17 protein-coding genes are annotated in these 16068 nt (G+C 58.3%); 9 read left to right on the top strand and 8 right to left on the bottom strand.

All coding sequences use genetic code 11. The features are described 5' to 3' along the window. Window positions 1-18 precede the first annotated feature (18 nt). Complete coding sequence (gene ppk2, locus GF1_RS04025; protein ID WP_267928334.1) at window positions 19-951, top strand: polyphosphate kinase 2; 933 nt, start codon at window positions 19-21, stop codon at window positions 949-951. A 221-nt stretch (window positions 952-1172) separates the two neighbouring features. Next, window positions 1173-1451 carry an amphi-Trp domain-containing protein gene (locus GF1_RS04020; protein ID WP_267928333.1) on the top strand — a complete coding sequence of 93 codons (279 nt, stop codon included), beginning with the start codon at window positions 1173-1175 and terminating at the stop codon, window positions 1449-1451. Between the two features lie 107 nt (window positions 1452-1558). Here the strand turns inward: GF1_RS04020 and secA are convergent, their stop codons facing one another. From secA to GF1_RS03985, 7 genes are all read right to left on the bottom strand, one after another. Beyond that, window positions 1559-4108 (bottom strand): preprotein translocase subunit SecA, encoded by a 2550-nt coding sequence (gene secA, locus GF1_RS04015; RefSeq protein ID WP_267928332.1) that lies wholly within the window; start codon window positions 4106-4108, stop codon window positions 1559-1561. 88 nt (window positions 4109-4196) lie between these two features. Further along, window positions 4197-4682 (bottom strand): N-acetyltransferase, encoded by a 486-nt coding sequence (locus GF1_RS04010; RefSeq protein ID WP_267928331.1) that lies wholly within the window; start codon window positions 4680-4682, stop codon window positions 4197-4199. Window positions 4683-4806: 124 nt separating this feature from the next. Continuing rightward, entirely contained in the window at window positions 4807-5094 is a 288-nt protein-coding gene (locus GF1_RS04005; RefSeq protein WP_267928330.1) for a hypothetical protein, read from the bottom strand. Between the two features lie 21 nt (window positions 5095-5115). Beyond that, on the bottom strand, window positions 5116-6771 hold the full coding sequence (gene argS / locus GF1_RS04000) for an arginine--tRNA ligase (protein ID WP_267928329.1): 1656 nt from the start codon (window positions 6769-6771) through the stop codon (window positions 5116-5118). 41 nt (window positions 6772-6812) lie between these two features. Continuing rightward, window positions 6813-7943: an alanine racemase gene (gene alr, locus GF1_RS03995; RefSeq protein WP_267928328.1), complete on the bottom strand. Its 1131-nt coding sequence runs from the start codon at window positions 7941-7943 to the stop codon at window positions 6813-6815. Further along, window positions 7936-8340 carry a hypothetical protein gene (locus tag GF1_RS03990; protein WP_267928327.1) on the bottom strand — a complete coding sequence of 135 codons (405 nt, stop codon included), beginning with the start codon at window positions 8338-8340 and terminating at the stop codon, window positions 7936-7938. The genes alr and GF1_RS03990 overlap by 8 nt, the downstream gene beginning before the upstream one ends. 116 nt (window positions 8341-8456) lie before the next feature. Next, a complete protein-coding gene (locus GF1_RS03985; protein WP_267928326.1) occupies window positions 8457-8642 on the bottom strand; it encodes an ATP-binding protein in 186 nt (61 codons plus the stop codon). A gap of 307 nt (window positions 8643-8949) precedes the next feature. On the opposite strand from GF1_RS03985, the gene GF1_RS03980 reads away from it, so the two are divergent. The 6 genes from GF1_RS03980 (at window position 8950) to GF1_RS03955 (ending at window position 14278) form a co-directional block, all read left to right on the top strand. Further along, window positions 8950-9306: a hypothetical protein gene (locus GF1_RS03980; RefSeq protein WP_267928325.1), complete on the top strand. Its 357-nt coding sequence runs from the start codon at window positions 8950-8952 to the stop codon at window positions 9304-9306. 104 nt (window positions 9307-9410) lie between these two features. After that, window positions 9411-11138, top strand: a complete 1728-nt coding sequence (locus tag GF1_RS03975) for an aldehyde ferredoxin oxidoreductase family protein (RefSeq protein WP_267928324.1) — start codon at window positions 9411-9413, stop codon at window positions 11136-11138. Between the two features lie 2 nt (window positions 11139-11140). Continuing rightward, window positions 11141-11368 carry a MoaD/ThiS family protein gene (locus tag GF1_RS03970; protein WP_267928323.1) on the top strand — a complete coding sequence of 76 codons (228 nt, stop codon included), beginning with the start codon at window positions 11141-11143 and terminating at the stop codon, window positions 11366-11368. A 96-nt stretch (window positions 11369-11464) separates the two neighbouring features. Further along, window positions 11465-12445: a TRAP transporter substrate-binding protein gene (locus tag GF1_RS03965; RefSeq protein WP_267928322.1), complete on the top strand. Its 981-nt coding sequence runs from the start codon at window positions 11465-11467 to the stop codon at window positions 12443-12445. A 55-nt stretch (window positions 12446-12500) separates the two neighbouring features. After that, window positions 12501-13001: a TRAP transporter small permease gene (locus GF1_RS03960; RefSeq protein WP_267928321.1), complete on the top strand. Its 501-nt coding sequence runs from the start codon at window positions 12501-12503 to the stop codon at window positions 12999-13001. Next, a complete protein-coding gene (locus GF1_RS03955; RefSeq protein WP_267928320.1) occupies window positions 12998-14278 on the top strand; it encodes a TRAP transporter large permease in 1281 nt (426 codons plus the stop codon). Before GF1_RS03960 ends, GF1_RS03955 begins: the two co-directional genes overlap by 4 nt. Before the next feature lie 90 nt (window positions 14279-14368). Here the strand turns inward: GF1_RS03955 and prxU are convergent, their stop codons facing one another. Further along, the gene (gene prxU / locus GF1_RS03950; RefSeq protein WP_267928319.1) at window positions 14369-15088 is read right to left on the bottom strand and encodes a thioredoxin-dependent peroxiredoxin; all 720 of its coding nucleotides are present in this window, start codon (window positions 15086-15088) and stop codon (window positions 14369-14371) included. Window positions 15089-15377: 289 nt separating this feature from the next. Here prxU and GF1_RS03945 point away from each other — a divergent pair, with 289 nt between their 5' ends. Beyond that, entirely contained in the window at window positions 15378-16067 is a 690-nt protein-coding gene (locus GF1_RS03945) for a HesA/MoeB/ThiF family protein (RefSeq protein ID WP_267928318.1), read from the top strand. Window position 16068: the final 1 nt, after the last annotated feature.

Genomic DNA, 16068 nt, shown 5'->3' with positions numbered 1-16068 from the left:
CATATCCCGGAGGTAGCCATGGGCCAGGCCAAACACGGAAAGAACAAGAAACATAAAAACAAAAAAAATAAAAAGGATATGCGGGCCGATTTCAGGCTGCTCGAAGGAACAGCCTATAAGTTCAAGGACCGGAAAGAGAGCCCAAACCACTGCCCTATCTGGGTCAAAAAGGCCCAGCTCGAGTATGAGATCGAGCTCAAGCAGCTGCAGATCGAACTGATGAAACTCCAGACCCACATGAAGGCCACCGGCATGCGTATCCTGGCCATTTTCGAGGGCCGGGATGCGGCCGGAAAGGGCGGAACCATCAAACGGATCACCGCCTTTCTCAATCCCAGAAACACCAGGGTGGTGGCGCTCTCCAAGCCCAGCGACACCGAACTGACCCAGTGGTATTTCCAGCGTTACGTCCCGCACCTGCCCGCTGCCGGGGAACTGGTACTTTTTGACCGCTCCTGGTACAACCGGGCCATGGTCGAGCCGGTCATGGGGTTCTGCACCGACCAGCAGCACAAACGGTTTTTAAAAGACGTTCCCCTCTTTGAGGAGATGCTGGTCAAGGATGGCATCAAACTGTTCAAGTTCTATTTTTCCGTCTCCAGGGAGGAGCAGGCCAAACGGTTCGAGGCCCGCAAGACCGATCCGCTCAAGCAATATAAACTCTCACCGGTGGACAACCTGGCCCAGAAATACTGGGACAAGTACTCGGTGAAGAAATTCCAGATGCTCAACGAAACCAACCGGACCCTCACCCCGTGGACCATCATCCGCTCGGACGTCAAGAAAAAGGCCCGGCTCAACTGCATCAAACATATTCTCTCCAACGTGGAGTACGAGGGTAAGCTGGCCCCGGAACTCCTGCAGACCGATCCTGAAATCGTCATCTCCGGCATCGACGAGATCAAGCACATGGAAAAGAACCTCTTTGCCCCGGACAAACTGCGTGGGTAGAGCGGTGTTGCAAGCCAGGGGGTATCCGGTCGATCCGGCCCGCGAACCGTCGATTATTCCGAAAGATAGATCATAAAAAATCGAAACAAAAACAACGAGATAAAAAACAAAAGCTATCACGTGGACACCTTGACACCACCTATTTTCGATCCCATAATATATATGGAACTCATGGGCAATCATGCCCCACGCCCCATACAACAAATAAACAGGAGGTCTTTATGGGACGCGAAAAAGTTCTGTTCAAGAGTGAAGAGAAAAAGAGCGTAACCGAAGTATGCGCCATGCTGCGCCAGATGGCGGATAAGATCGAGCAGGGCCATATGACCCTCAGCCAGGGGGGCAACGAGATCGTTCTCGATTTCCCCCGCTCCATGGTCCTGGAGATCAAGGTGGAGGATGAAACCAAGAAGAGAAAGGGTACCAAGCGGAGCCTGGAAATCGAACTGGAATGGTATCCCGATGCACAGGATGAAGATACCAGCGTAACCATCGGTTAACCCTGCTCTCAATCCAGACAGGTTAAAAAAACCCGCTCCGGGAATCCCCGGGCGGGTTTTTTTGTTTCATTTTCAGGCTATCGGATGCAGGCAGGCTCTGCTCCCTGTCAGCCGATCTTGCCGCAGCATTTTTTGTATTTCCTGCCCGAACCACAGGGACAGGGGGCATTGCGGCCCACCTTCTGCTCCTTGCGCTGGACCGGCTTGTTCTCCTGCTCGCTGGCCGCCGAGGCAAGGCGGGCCATCTCCAGTTCCCGTTCACGCTCCTGGCGCCGCTCTTCTTCCAACCGGGCGACCTCGTCCTCCTGGACGATCTGCACCCGCAGCAGGGTCCCGACGGTCTGTTCCTTGACCGTCTGGATCATGGACATGAACAGGTTGAACCCTTCCTTCTTGTACTCATCCAGGGGATTTTTCTGCCCATAACCCCGCAGGCCGATACCTTCCTTGAGGTGGTCCATATTGAGCAGATGCTCTTTCCAGTGGGTATCCACCATCTGCAACAGGATGATGCGCTCGAGATGGCGCATCTGCTCTTCACCGTTGTGCTCTTCCTGCCGGGCATAAGCCTGATTGACCTGGTCAAGGAGCAGTTCGGACAGACGCTGGGCATCGAGACCCTCCCGTTCCTCTTCAGGAACATTGAGCTCCAGGTTGAAGAGCTCGGCCATCCGTTCCCCAAGTCCCTGCCAGTCCCAATCCTCGGACGGGGTCCGTTCGATGGCGTATTCCTCCACCAGGCCGTCGACCAGGTCAGCTATCATGTCGTCGATGATCTGCTTGACATTGTCACTCTCAAGCACTTCCCGGCGCTGACGGTAAATCACCTCCCGCTGCTTGTTCATGACATCGTCATATTCCAGCAGGTGCTTCCGGATATCGAAGTTGTGACCTTCCACCTTGCGCTGGGCATTTTCAATGGCCTTGGAGATCATCGAGTGCTCGATGGGCTCATCCTCTTCCATGCCCAGCTTGTCCATGATCGAGCTCAGGCGGCCGGAGCCGAAAATCCGCAGCAGGTCATCTTCGAGCGAGAGAAAGAACCGGGATGAACCGGGATCGCCCTGACGGCCGGAACGACCACGGAGCTGGTTGTCGATCCGGCGCGATTCATGGCGGCTGGTACCGAGAATATGCAGGCCGCCCAGCTCGCGTACTCCCTCGCCGAGCTTGATATCGGTTCCCCGGCCAGCCATGTTGGTGGCAATGGTCACCCTGCCCTTCTGTCCGGCCTGGGCCACGATCTCGGCCTCGCGCTCATGGTGCTTGGCATTGAGGACCTCATGGGGTATGCCCTCTTTTTTGAGCATGTTGGATATCTTTTCCGACACGTCGATGGAAATGGTGCCCACCAGGACCGGCTGCCCCTTGGCGTGCAGTTCCTTGATCTCCCGGACAATGGCCCGGTACTTGGCATTCTTGTTCTTGTAGATGACGTCGGGATAATCCTTGCGGATCATCTCCTGGTGGGTGGGGATGACCACCACGTCCAGGTTGTAGATCTTCTTGAACTCCGCTGCCTCGGTATCGGCGGTACCGGTCATGCCGGCGAGCTTGTCGTACATGCGGAAGTAGTTCTGAAAGGTGATCGAGGCCAGGGTCTGGTTCTCGCGCTCGATCTTGACCCCTTCCTTGGCCTCCAGGGCCTGGTGCAGCCCGTCGGAATAGCGCCGTCCCTCCATGGTCCGACCGGTGAACTCATCGACGATGACCACCTGACCGTTCTTGACGATGTAGTCAACGTCCCGCTGGAAGAGCACATGCGCCTTCAGGGCCTGGTTGACATGATGGAGGAAGTTGATGTTGCGGGGATCATACAGGTTGTCCACCCCGAGAAGTTCTTCGGCCAGAGCCACGCCCTCGTCGGTGAGCATGACCTGACGTGCCTTCTCGTCCTTGGTGTAATGTTCCTCCTCCTTGAAATGGCGCATGATCCGGTCCACCTTGAGGTAGAGATCCGTGCTCATGTCCGCCGGACCGGAGATGATCAGCGGCGTCCGGGCCTCGTCGATGAGGATGGAGTCCACTTCGTCGACAATGGCGTAGTTGAAGCCGCGCTGGCAGAAGTCCTTGATATCGAACTTCATGTTGTCGCGCAGGTAATCGAAACCGAACTCATTGTTGGTCCCGTAGGTCACGTCCGCCGCATAGGCTTCCCGACGGGCGGCGTCGTCCATGTCATGGACAATGGAGCCGGTGGTCAGGCCGAGAAACCGGTAGACCTGGCCCATCCACTCCACGTCGCGGCTGGCCAGGTAATCGTTGACCGTCACCACGTGCACACCCTTGCCGGTCAGGGCATTGAGATAGACCGGAGCCGTTGAAGTCAGGGTCTTGCCCTCACCGGTCTTCATCTCGGCGATCTTGCCCTGGTGGAGGACGATACCGCCGATGAGCTGGACATCGTAATGGCGCTCGCCCAGCACCCTTTTGGCGGCCTCACGGACCACGGCAAAGGCCTCGGGCAGGAGATCATCCAGGGATTCCCCCTTGGCGATCCGTTCTTTGAATTCCACGGTCTTGGCGGCCAGCTCCTCGTCGGACAGGGGCTCAACCGACGGTTCCAGATCATTGATCCTGGCCACCACCTGACGCAGCTTCTTGATCTCTCGATCGTTTTTTGAACCGAAAACTTTCGTTAATGCTTTTCCAATCATCTGTATCTCCGTACGGAGTCGCTCCGTAACTCTTCTCTTGGTGAACTCTGGCCCCTGCCTGGACGTGGCTGCAGGCGCCAGCTAAACGTTACCCGGTACCGGCGGCGGAAAAATCGGGTGACGTCCAGATAAGCGCCTCCTCGTCACAATCGGGGAACTGTGGACAGTTGAGACAATCGCTCCAGATCTTGTGGGGCAGGTCCCGCTTATCGATATCGGTAAAACCCAGTTTCCGAAAAAAACCGGGCTGGTAGGTCAGGGTGAAGACCTGGCCGATCTCCAGGCTTCTGGCTTCGTCCAGGCAGGAATTCACCAGCTTGGTGCCGATGCCGCGCCCCTGCTGCTGCTCGGGAACGGCCAGGGAACGGATTTCCGCCAGATCTTCCCAGCAGATATGCAGGGCGCATACACCCTGAATCGCGCCATCGGCCTCAAAAACGATGAAATCACGCAGACTGTCGTAAAGGGAACTGATGGAACGGCCAAGAAGCAGCCCCTGGCTGGCAAACTGACGCAGCAGTCCGTGAATATCCGGCACATCACCCATCCGGGCCGGCCGGATACGGCCCGGCATCTGTGTATCTCTGCAGGTAACCATAAAAATATTGTATAGTACTCAGCCCGGTCGATCCGGTCAAGCCATCAACAGGGTGCATTCCCCGGCGATCCGATACCGCTGGCCCAGGCCGAACCCTGGCTCAACCGGTTTTCCCAGGGGTCACGGCCCGTTTTCTGCTCTCTGGCCGGATAACGGGCAGTTGTGTCTCCCGGCCAGGTTTCTGTTCAACAGTGGCGCTGCGCCGCTCTTTCTCCGCCGGCGGCAGCAGAATCGTCTGCCCGGCCCAGATCCCCAGGAGAAACATCCAGAGAAAGAGACAGAAACAGACCACCCCGATACCCAGCAGACCGCTCAGGCTGAGCTGGAACCGGAACCGTTTTCCGGTTCGGCTCTTTTTCCGGGATCGGGTTGTTTTCTTCCGGGCCATGGAGGTGTTACTGGTTACTGGTTACATTTTTTCCGGGGTACTCAGACCCACCAGACGCAGACCGTTACCGATCACGGTCTTGAGACCGGCGCAAAGGGCCAGCCGGGCCCCTGTGAGTTCAGGATCCTCGCCCAGGACCTTGTGCTTGTTGTAGAAGCTGTGAAACTGGCCGGCCAGATCCATGAGATAGAAAATAATCCGGTGGGGGGCCAGATCGCGGGCCGCCCCGGCCACAAGCGTTGGATACTCGGCCATGGTTTTCAGCAGGTTGTACTCTTCCACCTCCTGCAGCCGGCCCAGGTCCGCCTCGTCCGGCGAGGGGATGATCACCCCTTTCTCAGCTGCCTGGCGCTCGATACTGCAGAGCCGGGCATGGGCATACTGAACATAGTAGACCGGATTTTCCTGGCTTTCCCTGGTGGCCAGGTCCAGGTCGAATTCCAGCTGCGAATCGGGCTTGCGCATGAGAAAGAAAAAGCGCAGAGCATCCACCCCGACCTCGTCCACCAGTTCGTCGACGGTGACAAAGGTGGCCTTGCGGGTGGACATCTTGACCTGTTTCCCCTCCCGGGTCAGGGTAACGAACTGGTGCAGCACTACCTGGATTTTTGAATCATCATAGCCCAGCGCCCGGACCCCGGCCAGGACATCGGGCACGGTGGCGATATGGTCGGCACCGAAGATATCGATCATCCAGTCGAAACCACGGCGGAACTTTTCCCGGTGATAGGCAATATCGGGCAGCCGGTAGGTGGGCTCGCCACTCTTCTTGATGATGACCCGGTCCTGCTCCTGACCGAACTCGGAGGTCTTGAACCAGGTGGCCCCGTCCTTTTCATATACCAGGCCCTTTTCCCGCAGCCGGGCCACCACGTCGTCGATCAGTCCCTTTTCATACAGGGTATGCTCGTTGAAATAGGAATCAAAATGGATACCGATCCGCTTGAGTGTCTGGTCGATGTCAGCAAAGATGGCCTTCTGGGCGATCTCCTTGAAGACCGTCACCTCGCTGTCTTTCAGGGCGCTCCCCTGTTCATCGATGATGGAGCGGGCGATATCATAGAGGTAACCGCCCTGGTAGCCGTCCTCGGGAAACTCATATTCCTCTCCCAGCAGCTCCAGGTAACGGGCCTTGAGCGATTCGCCCAGCACCCGCATCTGCCGGCCGGCATCGTTGAAATAATACTCCCGGCTCACGTCATAGCCCACCGCCTCCAGGAGCCGGGCTATGGTGTCGCCCAGGATCCCGTTACGGCCATGCCCGATGGAGAGCGGGCCGGTGGGATTGGCGGAGACAAACTCCACCAGGACCCTGGTCCCCTCACCCAGGCTGCTGAGCCCGAACCGCTCACCCTGCTCATGGATGGGCGTGAGAACCGAACTCCAGATGGAGTCACAGAGGAAGAGATTGACAAAGCCCGGCCCGGCGATCTCCACCTTGTCTATGATATGGCTGTGAGCGGCCAGCATGTCGGCCAGCTGGCCCGCCACTTCCCGCGGGTTGCGTTTTTCCCTGCCCGCCACCACCAGGGCCATGTTGGTGGAAAAATCCCCCTGTCCCTCGTGCCGGGGAACCTCCACGGTATACTTTCCCGCCGCAGCGTCGGTCCAGAGGCCTTTTGCGACCCCCTGGTCAAAGCAGTCGTCAACAAGTTGTTTCAGCTGTGATTTAATCATCAGTTTTTAATAAATATCCAGATTGATAAACTCGTAAAAAGTCAGTCATCCATATAGACCCGCCGGTTCAGATTACCAAACAGACAGAGTACCTCGTAGTTGATGGTCCCCATCCAGGCGGCGATCTCGTCACAACTGATCTCCTCTGCTCCCTGGCGGCCAAGCAGCACCACTTCGTCGCCGGGCCTGACCTCCTGGAGGTCAGTGACATCCACCATGGTCAGATTCATGGATATGCGTCCGACCACCGGGGCCCGGCAGCCATGAACCAGGACCTCGGCCCGGTTGGAGAGGATCCGGAGATAACCGTCTTCATAGCCCACCGGCAACAGGGCAAGTCGGGTCTGCCGGCCGGTGGTGTAGATATGACCGTAGCCGAGTCCGCTTCCAGCGGGAACATCTTTCACCTGGATGACCCGGCTCACGAACCGCATGGCCGGCTGCAGCCTTTCCCCGACCGCCAGTTCCCGGCCGGTGAGCCCATCGGGATAACAGCCGTAGAGGGAAATGCCCGGACGGACCATGTCAAAACGGGTACCGGCAAAATACAGCAGGCCGCCCGAGTTGGCAATATGCAGACAGAGTCCATCGGGCAGTTGGTCGCCAAGCGACTCCACCAGGGCGGTAAACCCGGTCAGCACTTCCATGGTGCTGGGTGAGTCACGGTCATCGGCCATGGGAAAATGGGCCAGAATGCCTTTGAGCTGCACCCCCGGAGTGTCCATGATCCGGCGAATCACCAGGGGAGCCTGGTCCAGGGTGCACCCCTGGCGGCCCATCCCGGCATCCACCTTGAGATGGACGTCTATGCTGCGGCCCTTCCTGGTGGCCTCCCGGGACAGTGATGGCAGCAGAGTATCGTCCACCAGGACCGGGGTCAGATCAAAGTCAAAAAGGGGAGGAACAAGCTCGGGCAGGAGACCGGCGAGAACAAACACGGGCTGGGAAATACCGGCCTGCCGCAGGGTAACCCCCTCGACCACCTCGGCCACCCCGAAGGCGGCCGCTCCGGCCCCGGCAAAGACCCTGGCGCATTCCAGCATACCATGACCATAGCCATCGGCCTTGACCATGGCCATGACTCCGGCCTTTCGAGCCATCCGCCGAAGCAGCTGCATATTGTGCCGCAGAGCAGGGCGCGATATTTCCACCCTGTTGAGCGATTCAATCATGGTGCATCCATTTGAACCAGGCAAGCCAGCCATGGCGACTGGAGAAGAGCAGACCGCATCCGATGGCCACATAGACCGTGCCCACGACCCGCCCCGGCTCGGTCAGGGCCCGCATGGTAATCCCGGAGGCCATCATAAGTCCCACCAGGGCCCAGGTTTTCCAGGAGTAGACGGCCCCCAGACAGGTTCCATCCCGGAGTTCGATGATTCGCGCCACGCTGCGCCGGGTTGCCCTGTCCAGAACCAGGAAAGATTTCGCTATCCCCAGGGCCACGGCAGGAAGCACCAGCCAGCGACCGGATCCCGGGCCCATCCAGCCCCACCCCCGTACGATGAGCATGATTCCGATGGATGTCCAGAGCAGAGAGGCAACAAAAAGATGAACCGAACGGTTCACCCCCGGTTTCAGTCGTGCCAGTCTAAACGTTTTTTTTCTCATATCCCTGAAAACGAGATAAGCCCATCCCCCGGCCGGGGAATGGGCTTACCGATACACCGTGTGAGCTGGTGAAATCAGACTTCGGTAACGGTGATTGCACCTTCAGGGCAGACCTCAACACAGGTCTCGCAGCCCAGGCACTCATCCGGCTCAACAGGCTCGGACTTGCCGTCAACCATCTCGTAAACCTGTGCAGGGCAGGCGTTTACGCACTCTTCACAACCAGCACACTTGTCTTTATCAACGACGATTTCCCACATGATTCTACCTCCGTTTCAATGAATTAAACTTATGGGTATTTTGACAACCTTTATCAGACCTCCTTCCACAACTAAAAGGCGGGAGGCAAGTTGCCCTTCCTCTAATCCACCGCGCTCGGGTTTGTCAAGATAAAAGATGGAGAGCACCGTGCCACAGTGACCAAGCAACAACATGTTGATTCGATATGATAAACAAATTCCGGCCACCGCCCCGAAGACCTCCGGCCGGGAAAAATTATGTTGACCATGGGCTGGTATCCAGAATAGATTGCCAGATCATAAATCTCTTACTGTGAGTTCTCATTCCATGACACAAAAAAAGAAAAACAAGGGCCGCCGGAACTGGTCTCCGGAAAAGGGCGAACGGGCCATGGTGGAGGGTATCCTCGAGGGTAGTCCGGATGCTGTCGGGGTCGCGGTTATCCGCCTGGACTGCGGCTGCCGGAAAATGGCCGCCGTAAACAGGGATGGAGACCCGGCCAGCGAAATCATCATGTACCGTGACCAGGCCGAATCCATCTGCGACCAGTGCAAGAAAGACGATGGTGCCTTCATGCGGGTTACCCATCAGTTCATCAGCTGGGTCAAGCCGGAACCCGATGAGGCGCGCAAGAAGATGATCCTGGCCAAAGTTCTGGGTGTCCAGGAAAACACGACCCATTAAAGACACGCTGCTCTGTTTTGACGACATGACAGCTTTACTGTCCAATCAAGGACATTGAATAACCTGATCCAGGAACCTTAGGTATTACTCAAGGAGAACTGACAATGGCAGACAGAATCTATCGTGTCAACATGACCGACCTTACCACCAGCATAGAAGACGTTCCTTCGGAATGGATGGGCCTTGGCGGCCGGGGTCTCACTTCGACCATCGTCGCGGCCGAAGTTGAACCCACCTGCCACCCCCTGGGACCGAAAAACAAGCTGGTCATTGCTCCGGGACTGCTTTCGGGTACCCCGGCTGCCAATTCCGGCCGGCTGTCCATCGGCGCCAAGAGTCCGCTCACCGGGACCATCAAGGAAGCCAATGCCGGCGGCACGGCCGCGCAGATGCTGGCAAAACTTGGCTGCAAGGCCCTGATCATCGAAGGACAGCCCAAGGATGACATCTGGTACAGCCTGCACTTTACCAAGGACGGCATCACCATCAACGAGGAGAGCGAGCTGATCGGCAAGGGTAACTTTGCCGTGGTGGACGCGGTACACCAGCGGATGGGTGAGACAAACGGCGTCATCACCATCGGTCCTGCCGGCGAGATGCGTCTCTCGGCAGCCAATATCTCGGTCAAGGATCCTGATGGCAAACTGCGCTCCAACGGCCGTGGCGGCCTGGGTGCGGTCATGGGCTCCAAGCGGATCAAATTCATCGCCATTGACCCGACCGATGCCAAAATCGAGCTGGCGGATCCGGAAAAATTCGCCGCTGCCAACAAGACCTTTGCCAAGGCTCTGGTGGACAATCCCATCAGCCAGGCCCTGGCCCAGTACGGCACCAACGTCCTGGTCAACATCATCAACGAGGCCGGCGCCCTGCCCACACGGAACTTCACCTCCGGCCAGTTCGAGGGCCACGAAGCGATCTCCGGTGAGACCATGCACGACATGATCGTCGAGCGGAGCGGCAAACCGCGGCATAACTGCCACAAGGGCTGTGTCATCCAGTGTTCGCAGATCTTCAACGACAAGAACGGCAACTACAAGACTTCCGGTTTCGAATACGAGTCCATCTGGGCCATGGGCGCCGACTGCTGCGTGGACAACCTCGACCATATCGCCGAGGCAGACCACCTGATGGATGATATCGGTATCGACACCATTGAAACCTCGGTGGCCATGGGTGTGGCCATGGAAGCCGGAGTGCTCGAGTTCGGTGACGGAGAGGGTATCTGCCGGATCCTGAAAGAAGAGATCGCCAAGGGCACCCCGCTTGGCCGGATCATCGGCAACGGCGCTGCCTCGGTGGGCCGGGCCTTTGGCGTCACCCGGGTGCCGGTGGTCAAGAACCAGGCCATTCCGGCCTATGATCCGCGGGCGGTCAAGGGTATCGGCATCACCTACGCCACCTCCACCCAGGGTGCCGATCACACCATGGGCTACACCATTGCCACCAACATCCTGGGCGTGGGCGGATCACTGGATCCGCTCTCCAAGGAGGGACAGATCGAGCTGTCGCGTAATCTGCAGATTGCCACCGCTGCCATCGACTCCACCGGCATGTGCCTGTTCATCGCCTTTGCCGCCCTGGACGACGAAAGCTGCCTGCCGGCCCTCATCGACATGATCAACGCCCGGTTCGGCATCAACCTGACCGGGGACGATGTCACAAATCTCGGGGCCACCATCCTCAAGACCGAGCGAGCCTTCAACCAGGCGGCAGGATTCACCTCCAAGGACGACCAGCTGCCTGAATTCTTCATGGAAGAGCCCATTGCCCCCCATAACGTGGTCTGGGACTATACCGAAGAAGAGATCGCCAAATTCTGGGACTTCTAGACGTGGTGGACATCAAGGTCAAACTGTTTGCCTATTTCCGTGAAGGCCGCTTCAAGGAGGCGGCCTTCCGGTATGACGAGGGAACCACGCCCGGCGCCATTGTCACAGCGCTTGGCATTGATCCCGATGATGTGGGCGTTATTATGGTCAACAACCGCCAGGCCGGCATGGACACGGTGCTTGCCGACGGCGACACGGTTGCAATTTTTCCGAAAATAGGCGGCGGCTGATAGGCGGCGGCTGAACCGCTTGACCCGCTGCCAAGCCATCCTGTGCGGCCGGAGAGCGATGTCCGATCACGGCTGATGGATTCCACGGATCTTCCCATGAAAAAAATCATCTTTTCCCTACTCGTCCTGCTGTTTTCCTGTATGGCCGGCACGCCGGTCCTGGCGGCCCGGGTCATCAAGCTGGGCGTGGTCACCAAGCCTGGTTCGGCCCAGAACATTGTGGCCGAGAAGTTCAAGGAGCTGCTGGAGTCACGTTCCGGCGGCAGATACACGGTCCAGATCTTTCATTCCAAGTCCATTGGCAATGAAACCGAAATTCTGCAGCAGATCCAGATGAACACCATCCAGATGGGTGTGGTCACCGTGGGTCCCTTTGATACCTTTGATCCCATTGTCCGGGTGATCAACTATCCCTTTCTGTTCAGGGACAATGCCCAGGCCGACGAGATCCTTGACGGACCGCTGGGCAGGATCATCCTCGATGACCTGGAAAGCGTGGGGTTCAAGGGTCTGTGTTTCTCTGAAAACGGTTTTCGCAACCTGACCAACAACAAGCGTCCAGTCCGCACGGCCGACGATGTCCGAGGACTCAAGATCCGGGTTATGGCCTCGCCGCTGCACAAGGCCATCTGGCAGGCCCTGGGCGCCAACCCGACCCCCATGCCCTGGCCCATCTACACCGAGTTGGAGCAGGGCGTGATCGATGGCCAGGAGAATCCCCTCTGGGTCATGGTGGTCTACAAGTTCTACGAGATCCAGAAGTACATGACCCTGACCCGCCATGTCTACTCGGCCCATATCGATGTGGCCTCGCTGATGTGGTGGAACACGCTGTCGCCCGACGATCAGGCCATGATTCAGGAGGCCATGCGCGAAGCAGCCCGATTCGGCCGCAGGGATAACCGGGCCAGGAACGCCGCCCGCCTGGCCCTGCTCAAGGAAAAGGGCATGATCGTCGAGGAACATCCGGACCTGGCCTCGTTCCGGGCCAAGGTCGCCGGTCTCAAGGAGATGAAACTCTACCGGGAACCCAAAGTCCACTCCCTGCTGCTCAAAATGCTGGAAGCGACACAGTAAGGAAGCAGCGGATCCGTTGTTCGAGGGGGACAGGCATGGAGCCTGTCCTTTTTTTATGAGCATGCTCTCTGGCGTCATTGCCCGGCTCGACCGGCTCGGATCACTCCTCAACCGTCTGGTTGAATACCTGCTGGCCACCCTCGGGATGTCCATGGCACTCATCATCGGTGTGCAGGTCTTCTGCCGCTATGTCCTCAACCAGTCCCTTTTCTGGTCCGAGGAGCTGGCCCGCTACATGCTCGTCTACCTGAGCTTTCTGGGCGCCACAGCTGCCTATCACCGCGGCCTGCATCCCGGGGTGGACCTGCTTACCGCCAGGCTTCCCGGGCCAATGGCCAGGAAGCTGCGGCTGCTGGGCCACCTGCTGGCCCTGTTTTTTTTCATGGTCCTGATCATCAGCGGCACCCGCTTTGCCTGGTTTGTCCGCTTGCAGATCTCTCCGGCACTGGGCATACCCAAGTGGCTCATTCTGGCCATCATCCCGGCCAGCGGCCTGATCTTTTTCCTCTACGGCCTGATCTTCCTGTTACGCGAACTGGAGGAACTGCGCAGATGACCGGCACCATTCTCCTTCTTGGTCTCCTGGTCCTGTTTCTGATCAACATGCCCATTGCCCTGGCCATCGGCACCGCCTCGGTACTGGCCTTGGTGGCCAAGGGTGATTTCCCCCTCATGATGGTGGCCCAGCGGATGTTTGCCGGCACCGACTCGTTCCATCTCATGGCCGTGCCATTGTTCATGTTTGCCGGGGTCCTGATGGAGGCCGGCGGTATCAGTCGAAGGATCATTGATTTTGCCGCCGCTCTGGTGGGCTGGCTGCCCGGTGGCATGGCGGCGGTGGCCATTGTTTCGGCCATGTTTTTCGCCGGCATCTCCGGCTCTGCGGCCGCCGATGCCGCCGCCGTGGGCGCGGTCCTGATCCCGGCCATGAAACGGTGTGGTTATGACTCGGATTTCGCCGCTGCGGTCCAGGCCTCGGGTGGCTCCATCGGGGTGATCATTCCCCCCTCCATCCCCATGATCATCTTCGGTTATCTCACCGGGGCCTCCATCGGTCAACTCTTTGCCGCCGGCATCTTCCCGGGCCTCCTGATCGGCTTGTCCCTGATCGCGGTCTCCGCCATTCTTTCCCTGAAATATGATTATTCAGCCACCACGTCCTTTTCCCTGACCGAAGTCTGGCGGACGGGCAGACGGGCCCTGCTGGCCCTGGGTGCACCGGCGATTATCCTGGGCGGTATCCTGTTTGGAATCTTCACTGCCACCGAGTCCGCAGCCGTGGCCGTGGTCTATGCCCTGGTGCTCGGCATGTTTGTCTACCGGAAGATAGACATCAAGGACCTGCCCGGTCTTTTCCGGGACGGTGCCATCACCTCGGCCATCGTCATGTTCATCATCGCCATGGCCTCGATCTTCAGCTGGATCGCGGCCATTGAAGATATCCCGGCAAAGATGGCCGGCTCTCTGCTGGGATTGACCGACAACCCGGTCCTCCTGCTGCTGCTGATCAACCTGATTTTGCTGCTGGCCGGTACCTTTATCGAGACCACGGCCTCGCTGATCCTCCTGGTGCCCATGATCGTCACCATGCTCCCGGCCCTGCAGATTGACCTGGTGCACCTGGGCGTGATCGTGGTCACCAACCTGGCCATCGGTATGCTCACTCCGCCCATGGGCATCTGCCTGATCGTCTCCTGCGCCATCTCCGGGGATCGGCTCGGGGCGGTGAGTCGCCGGATCCTGCCGTTCCTGGCCATCCTGATCCTGGACCTGCTCCTGATCACCCTCTACCCGCCCCTGACCATGTGGCTGGCCCGGCTGGTGGCCAGATAGGACACCACACCACCAGGTATCGTGGAACAAAAAAAGGCGGCCCATCACTGGACCGCCGATTCGTACTTTCAGACAGAGATTGCGACAATATCAATCAAAGGCCTGGTCGGTCTTCCACTCCTCCCAGACCCTGCCCACCAGGTTGATGCCCGGCTTCAGGGTCTTCTTGCCCGGCCGCCAGCCGGACGGGGTCGCCTCGCCGCCACCGGTTTCGCGGACAAGCTGGAAGGCCTGGATCTGACGCAGGGTTTCATTGACATTGCGTCCCACCGGCGGGGTCAGGACCTCGTAGCCCTGGATCACCCCGTCAGGATCGATGATAAAGCGACCCCGGGTTTCCACCCCGGCCTCCTCGTCATAGACACCGTACACCTTGCCAACCCGGCCGCCGGCGTCGGAGAGCATGGGAAAAGGTATTCCGCCGTCGACCATCTTTGCCAGTTCCTCATCGTTCCAGACCTTGTGGACAAACATGGAATCGATGGACATGGACAGAACCTCGACACCCAGCTTCTGCAGTTCGGGATATTTCTCGGCAACTGCCGAGATCTCCGTCGCTCAGACAAAAGTGAAATCACCCGGATAAAAACAGAGTAACACCCACTTGCCAAGATAATCAGAAAGTTTTACCTGAACAAACTCACCCTTATGGTATCCCGGCGCCGTAAAATCCGGCGCCTTCTGACCAACCTTGATCATCACCTGCTCCTCCTGGTTCGTTTCTTTTGCGCTGACATTCTCCTGTTGCCCTTCCTCTCCCACCGGACCTCCAGTGGGTCTGGCACAGCCAATGGCTCCTTCATCTGACATACGCACCTCCTCTTTGTTGTACACGGTTTGCAGATGGACCGGCCTCCTGGCAAATATACCGATCCGCACCAACATAATAAAAATTATCACATATTTTTGATAATTAGCTTCGCACACATTGTCAAGCGTCTCCTGCCGCCACCGGCCTGCGGGAACATCTTTCTTGCCCCGGGATACAAAATAGCTGGATGGGCCTTCATAATATCTGTAATATAGGCGCCATTATATCCGAGTAGGGCCCGACTGTGGAGCCAGGATACCACAAGAATCTCAACCACTGGTACAGACAGTGCTTACAGACGATTCCCTCCAGCTGTTCAGTCGCAACCTCGGAACCCTGAATGCCGGGGAACAGCAGCGACTTGGCCAGGCAACAGTGACCGTCATCGGCTGCGGCGGGCTCGGGGGACTGGTCATCGAAGAGCTGCTCAGACTGGGGGTTGGCCGGTTGCTGCTCTGTGATCCGGACCGGTTCGAGCCCTCCAACTGCAACCGCCAGCTCTATGCAACCAGGCATACCCTGGGATATCCCAAGGCCGAGGTGGCAGCCAGGCGGGTCCGGGAAGTGCACGGCCTCACCGAAGCTATCCCGGTCGTTGCACCCTTCCAGGAGGCCGTGAATGAGCTTTTTTCCGCCACCGACGTGGTGGTGGACTGCCTGGATAATGGCCCGGCGAGAAGAGCGCTCTCCCTTCTCTGTCAAGGGAAGCACATCCCCCTGGTCCATGGCGCGGTGGAGCGGTGGTATGGCCAGGTCGGGGTACAGATGCCGGGCTCCACGCTGGTGGCTGATCTGTACCGGAACACAACGGCAGACCCTGAAGCCAGGCCGCCCTCGGTGCTGTCGTGTACCGTGGGGGTGATCGCGTCCCTGCAGGCCATGGAAACCTGCAAGCTGATCCTGGACCAGGATTCGCCCCTGCACGACACCTGGATGAGCGTGGATTTACGCAGCCTCAGCTTTGAGCTGATCGGATAGC

The organism is Desulfolithobacter dissulfuricans (genome assembly GCF_025998535.1).
GTDB lineage: Bacteria > Desulfobacterota > Desulfobulbia > Desulfobulbales > Desulfobulbaceae > Desulfolithobacter > Desulfolithobacter dissulfuricans.
This window is presented reverse-complemented; position numbering and strand designations above follow the sequence as displayed.

Bases quoted from the DNA above. Each gene is read 5' to 3' on its own strand.
- GF1_RS03960 (WP_267928321.1), top strand. From the start codon at position 12,501: ATGAGCATGCTCTCTGGCGTCATTGCCCGGCTCGACCGGCTCGGATCA.
- GF1_RS03980 (WP_267928325.1), top strand. From the start codon at position 8,950: ATGACACAAAAAAAGAAAAACAAGGGCCGCCGGAACTGGTCTCCGGAA.
- GF1_RS04020 (WP_267928333.1), top strand. From the start codon at position 1,173: ATGGGACGCGAAAAAGTTCTGTTCAAGAGTGAAGAGAAAAAGAGCGTA.
- alr (WP_267928328.1), bottom strand. From the start codon at position 7,943: ATGATTGAATCGCTCAACAGGGTGGAAATATCGCGCCCTGCTCTGCGG.
- ppk2 (WP_267928334.1), top strand. From the start codon at position 19: ATGGGCCAGGCCAAACACGGAAAGAACAAGAAACATAAAAACAAAAAA.
- GF1_RS03975 (WP_267928324.1), top strand. From the start codon at position 9,411: ATGGCAGACAGAATCTATCGTGTCAACATGACCGACCTTACCACCAGC.
- GF1_RS03965 (WP_267928322.1), top strand. From the start codon at position 11,465: ATGAAAAAAATCATCTTTTCCCTACTCGTCCTGCTGTTTTCCTGTATG.
- GF1_RS04010 (WP_267928331.1), bottom strand. From the start codon at position 4,682: ATGCCGGGCCGTATCCGGCCGGCCCGGATGGGTGATGTGCCGGATATT.
- GF1_RS03955 (WP_267928320.1), top strand. From the start codon at position 12,998: ATGACCGGCACCATTCTCCTTCTTGGTCTCCTGGTCCTGTTTCTGATC.
- argS (WP_267928329.1), bottom strand. From the start codon at position 6,771: ATGATTAAATCACAGCTGAAACAACTTGTTGACGACTGCTTTGACCAG.
- GF1_RS03985 (WP_267928326.1), bottom strand. From the start codon at position 8,642: ATGTGGGAAATCGTCGTTGATAAAGACAAGTGTGCTGGTTGTGAAGAG.
- secA (WP_267928332.1), bottom strand. From the start codon at position 4,108: ATGATTGGAAAAGCATTAACGAAAGTTTTCGGTTCAAAAAACGATCGA.
- GF1_RS04005 (WP_267928330.1), bottom strand. From the start codon at position 5,094: ATGGCCCGGAAGAAAACAACCCGATCCCGGAAAAAGAGCCGAACCGGA.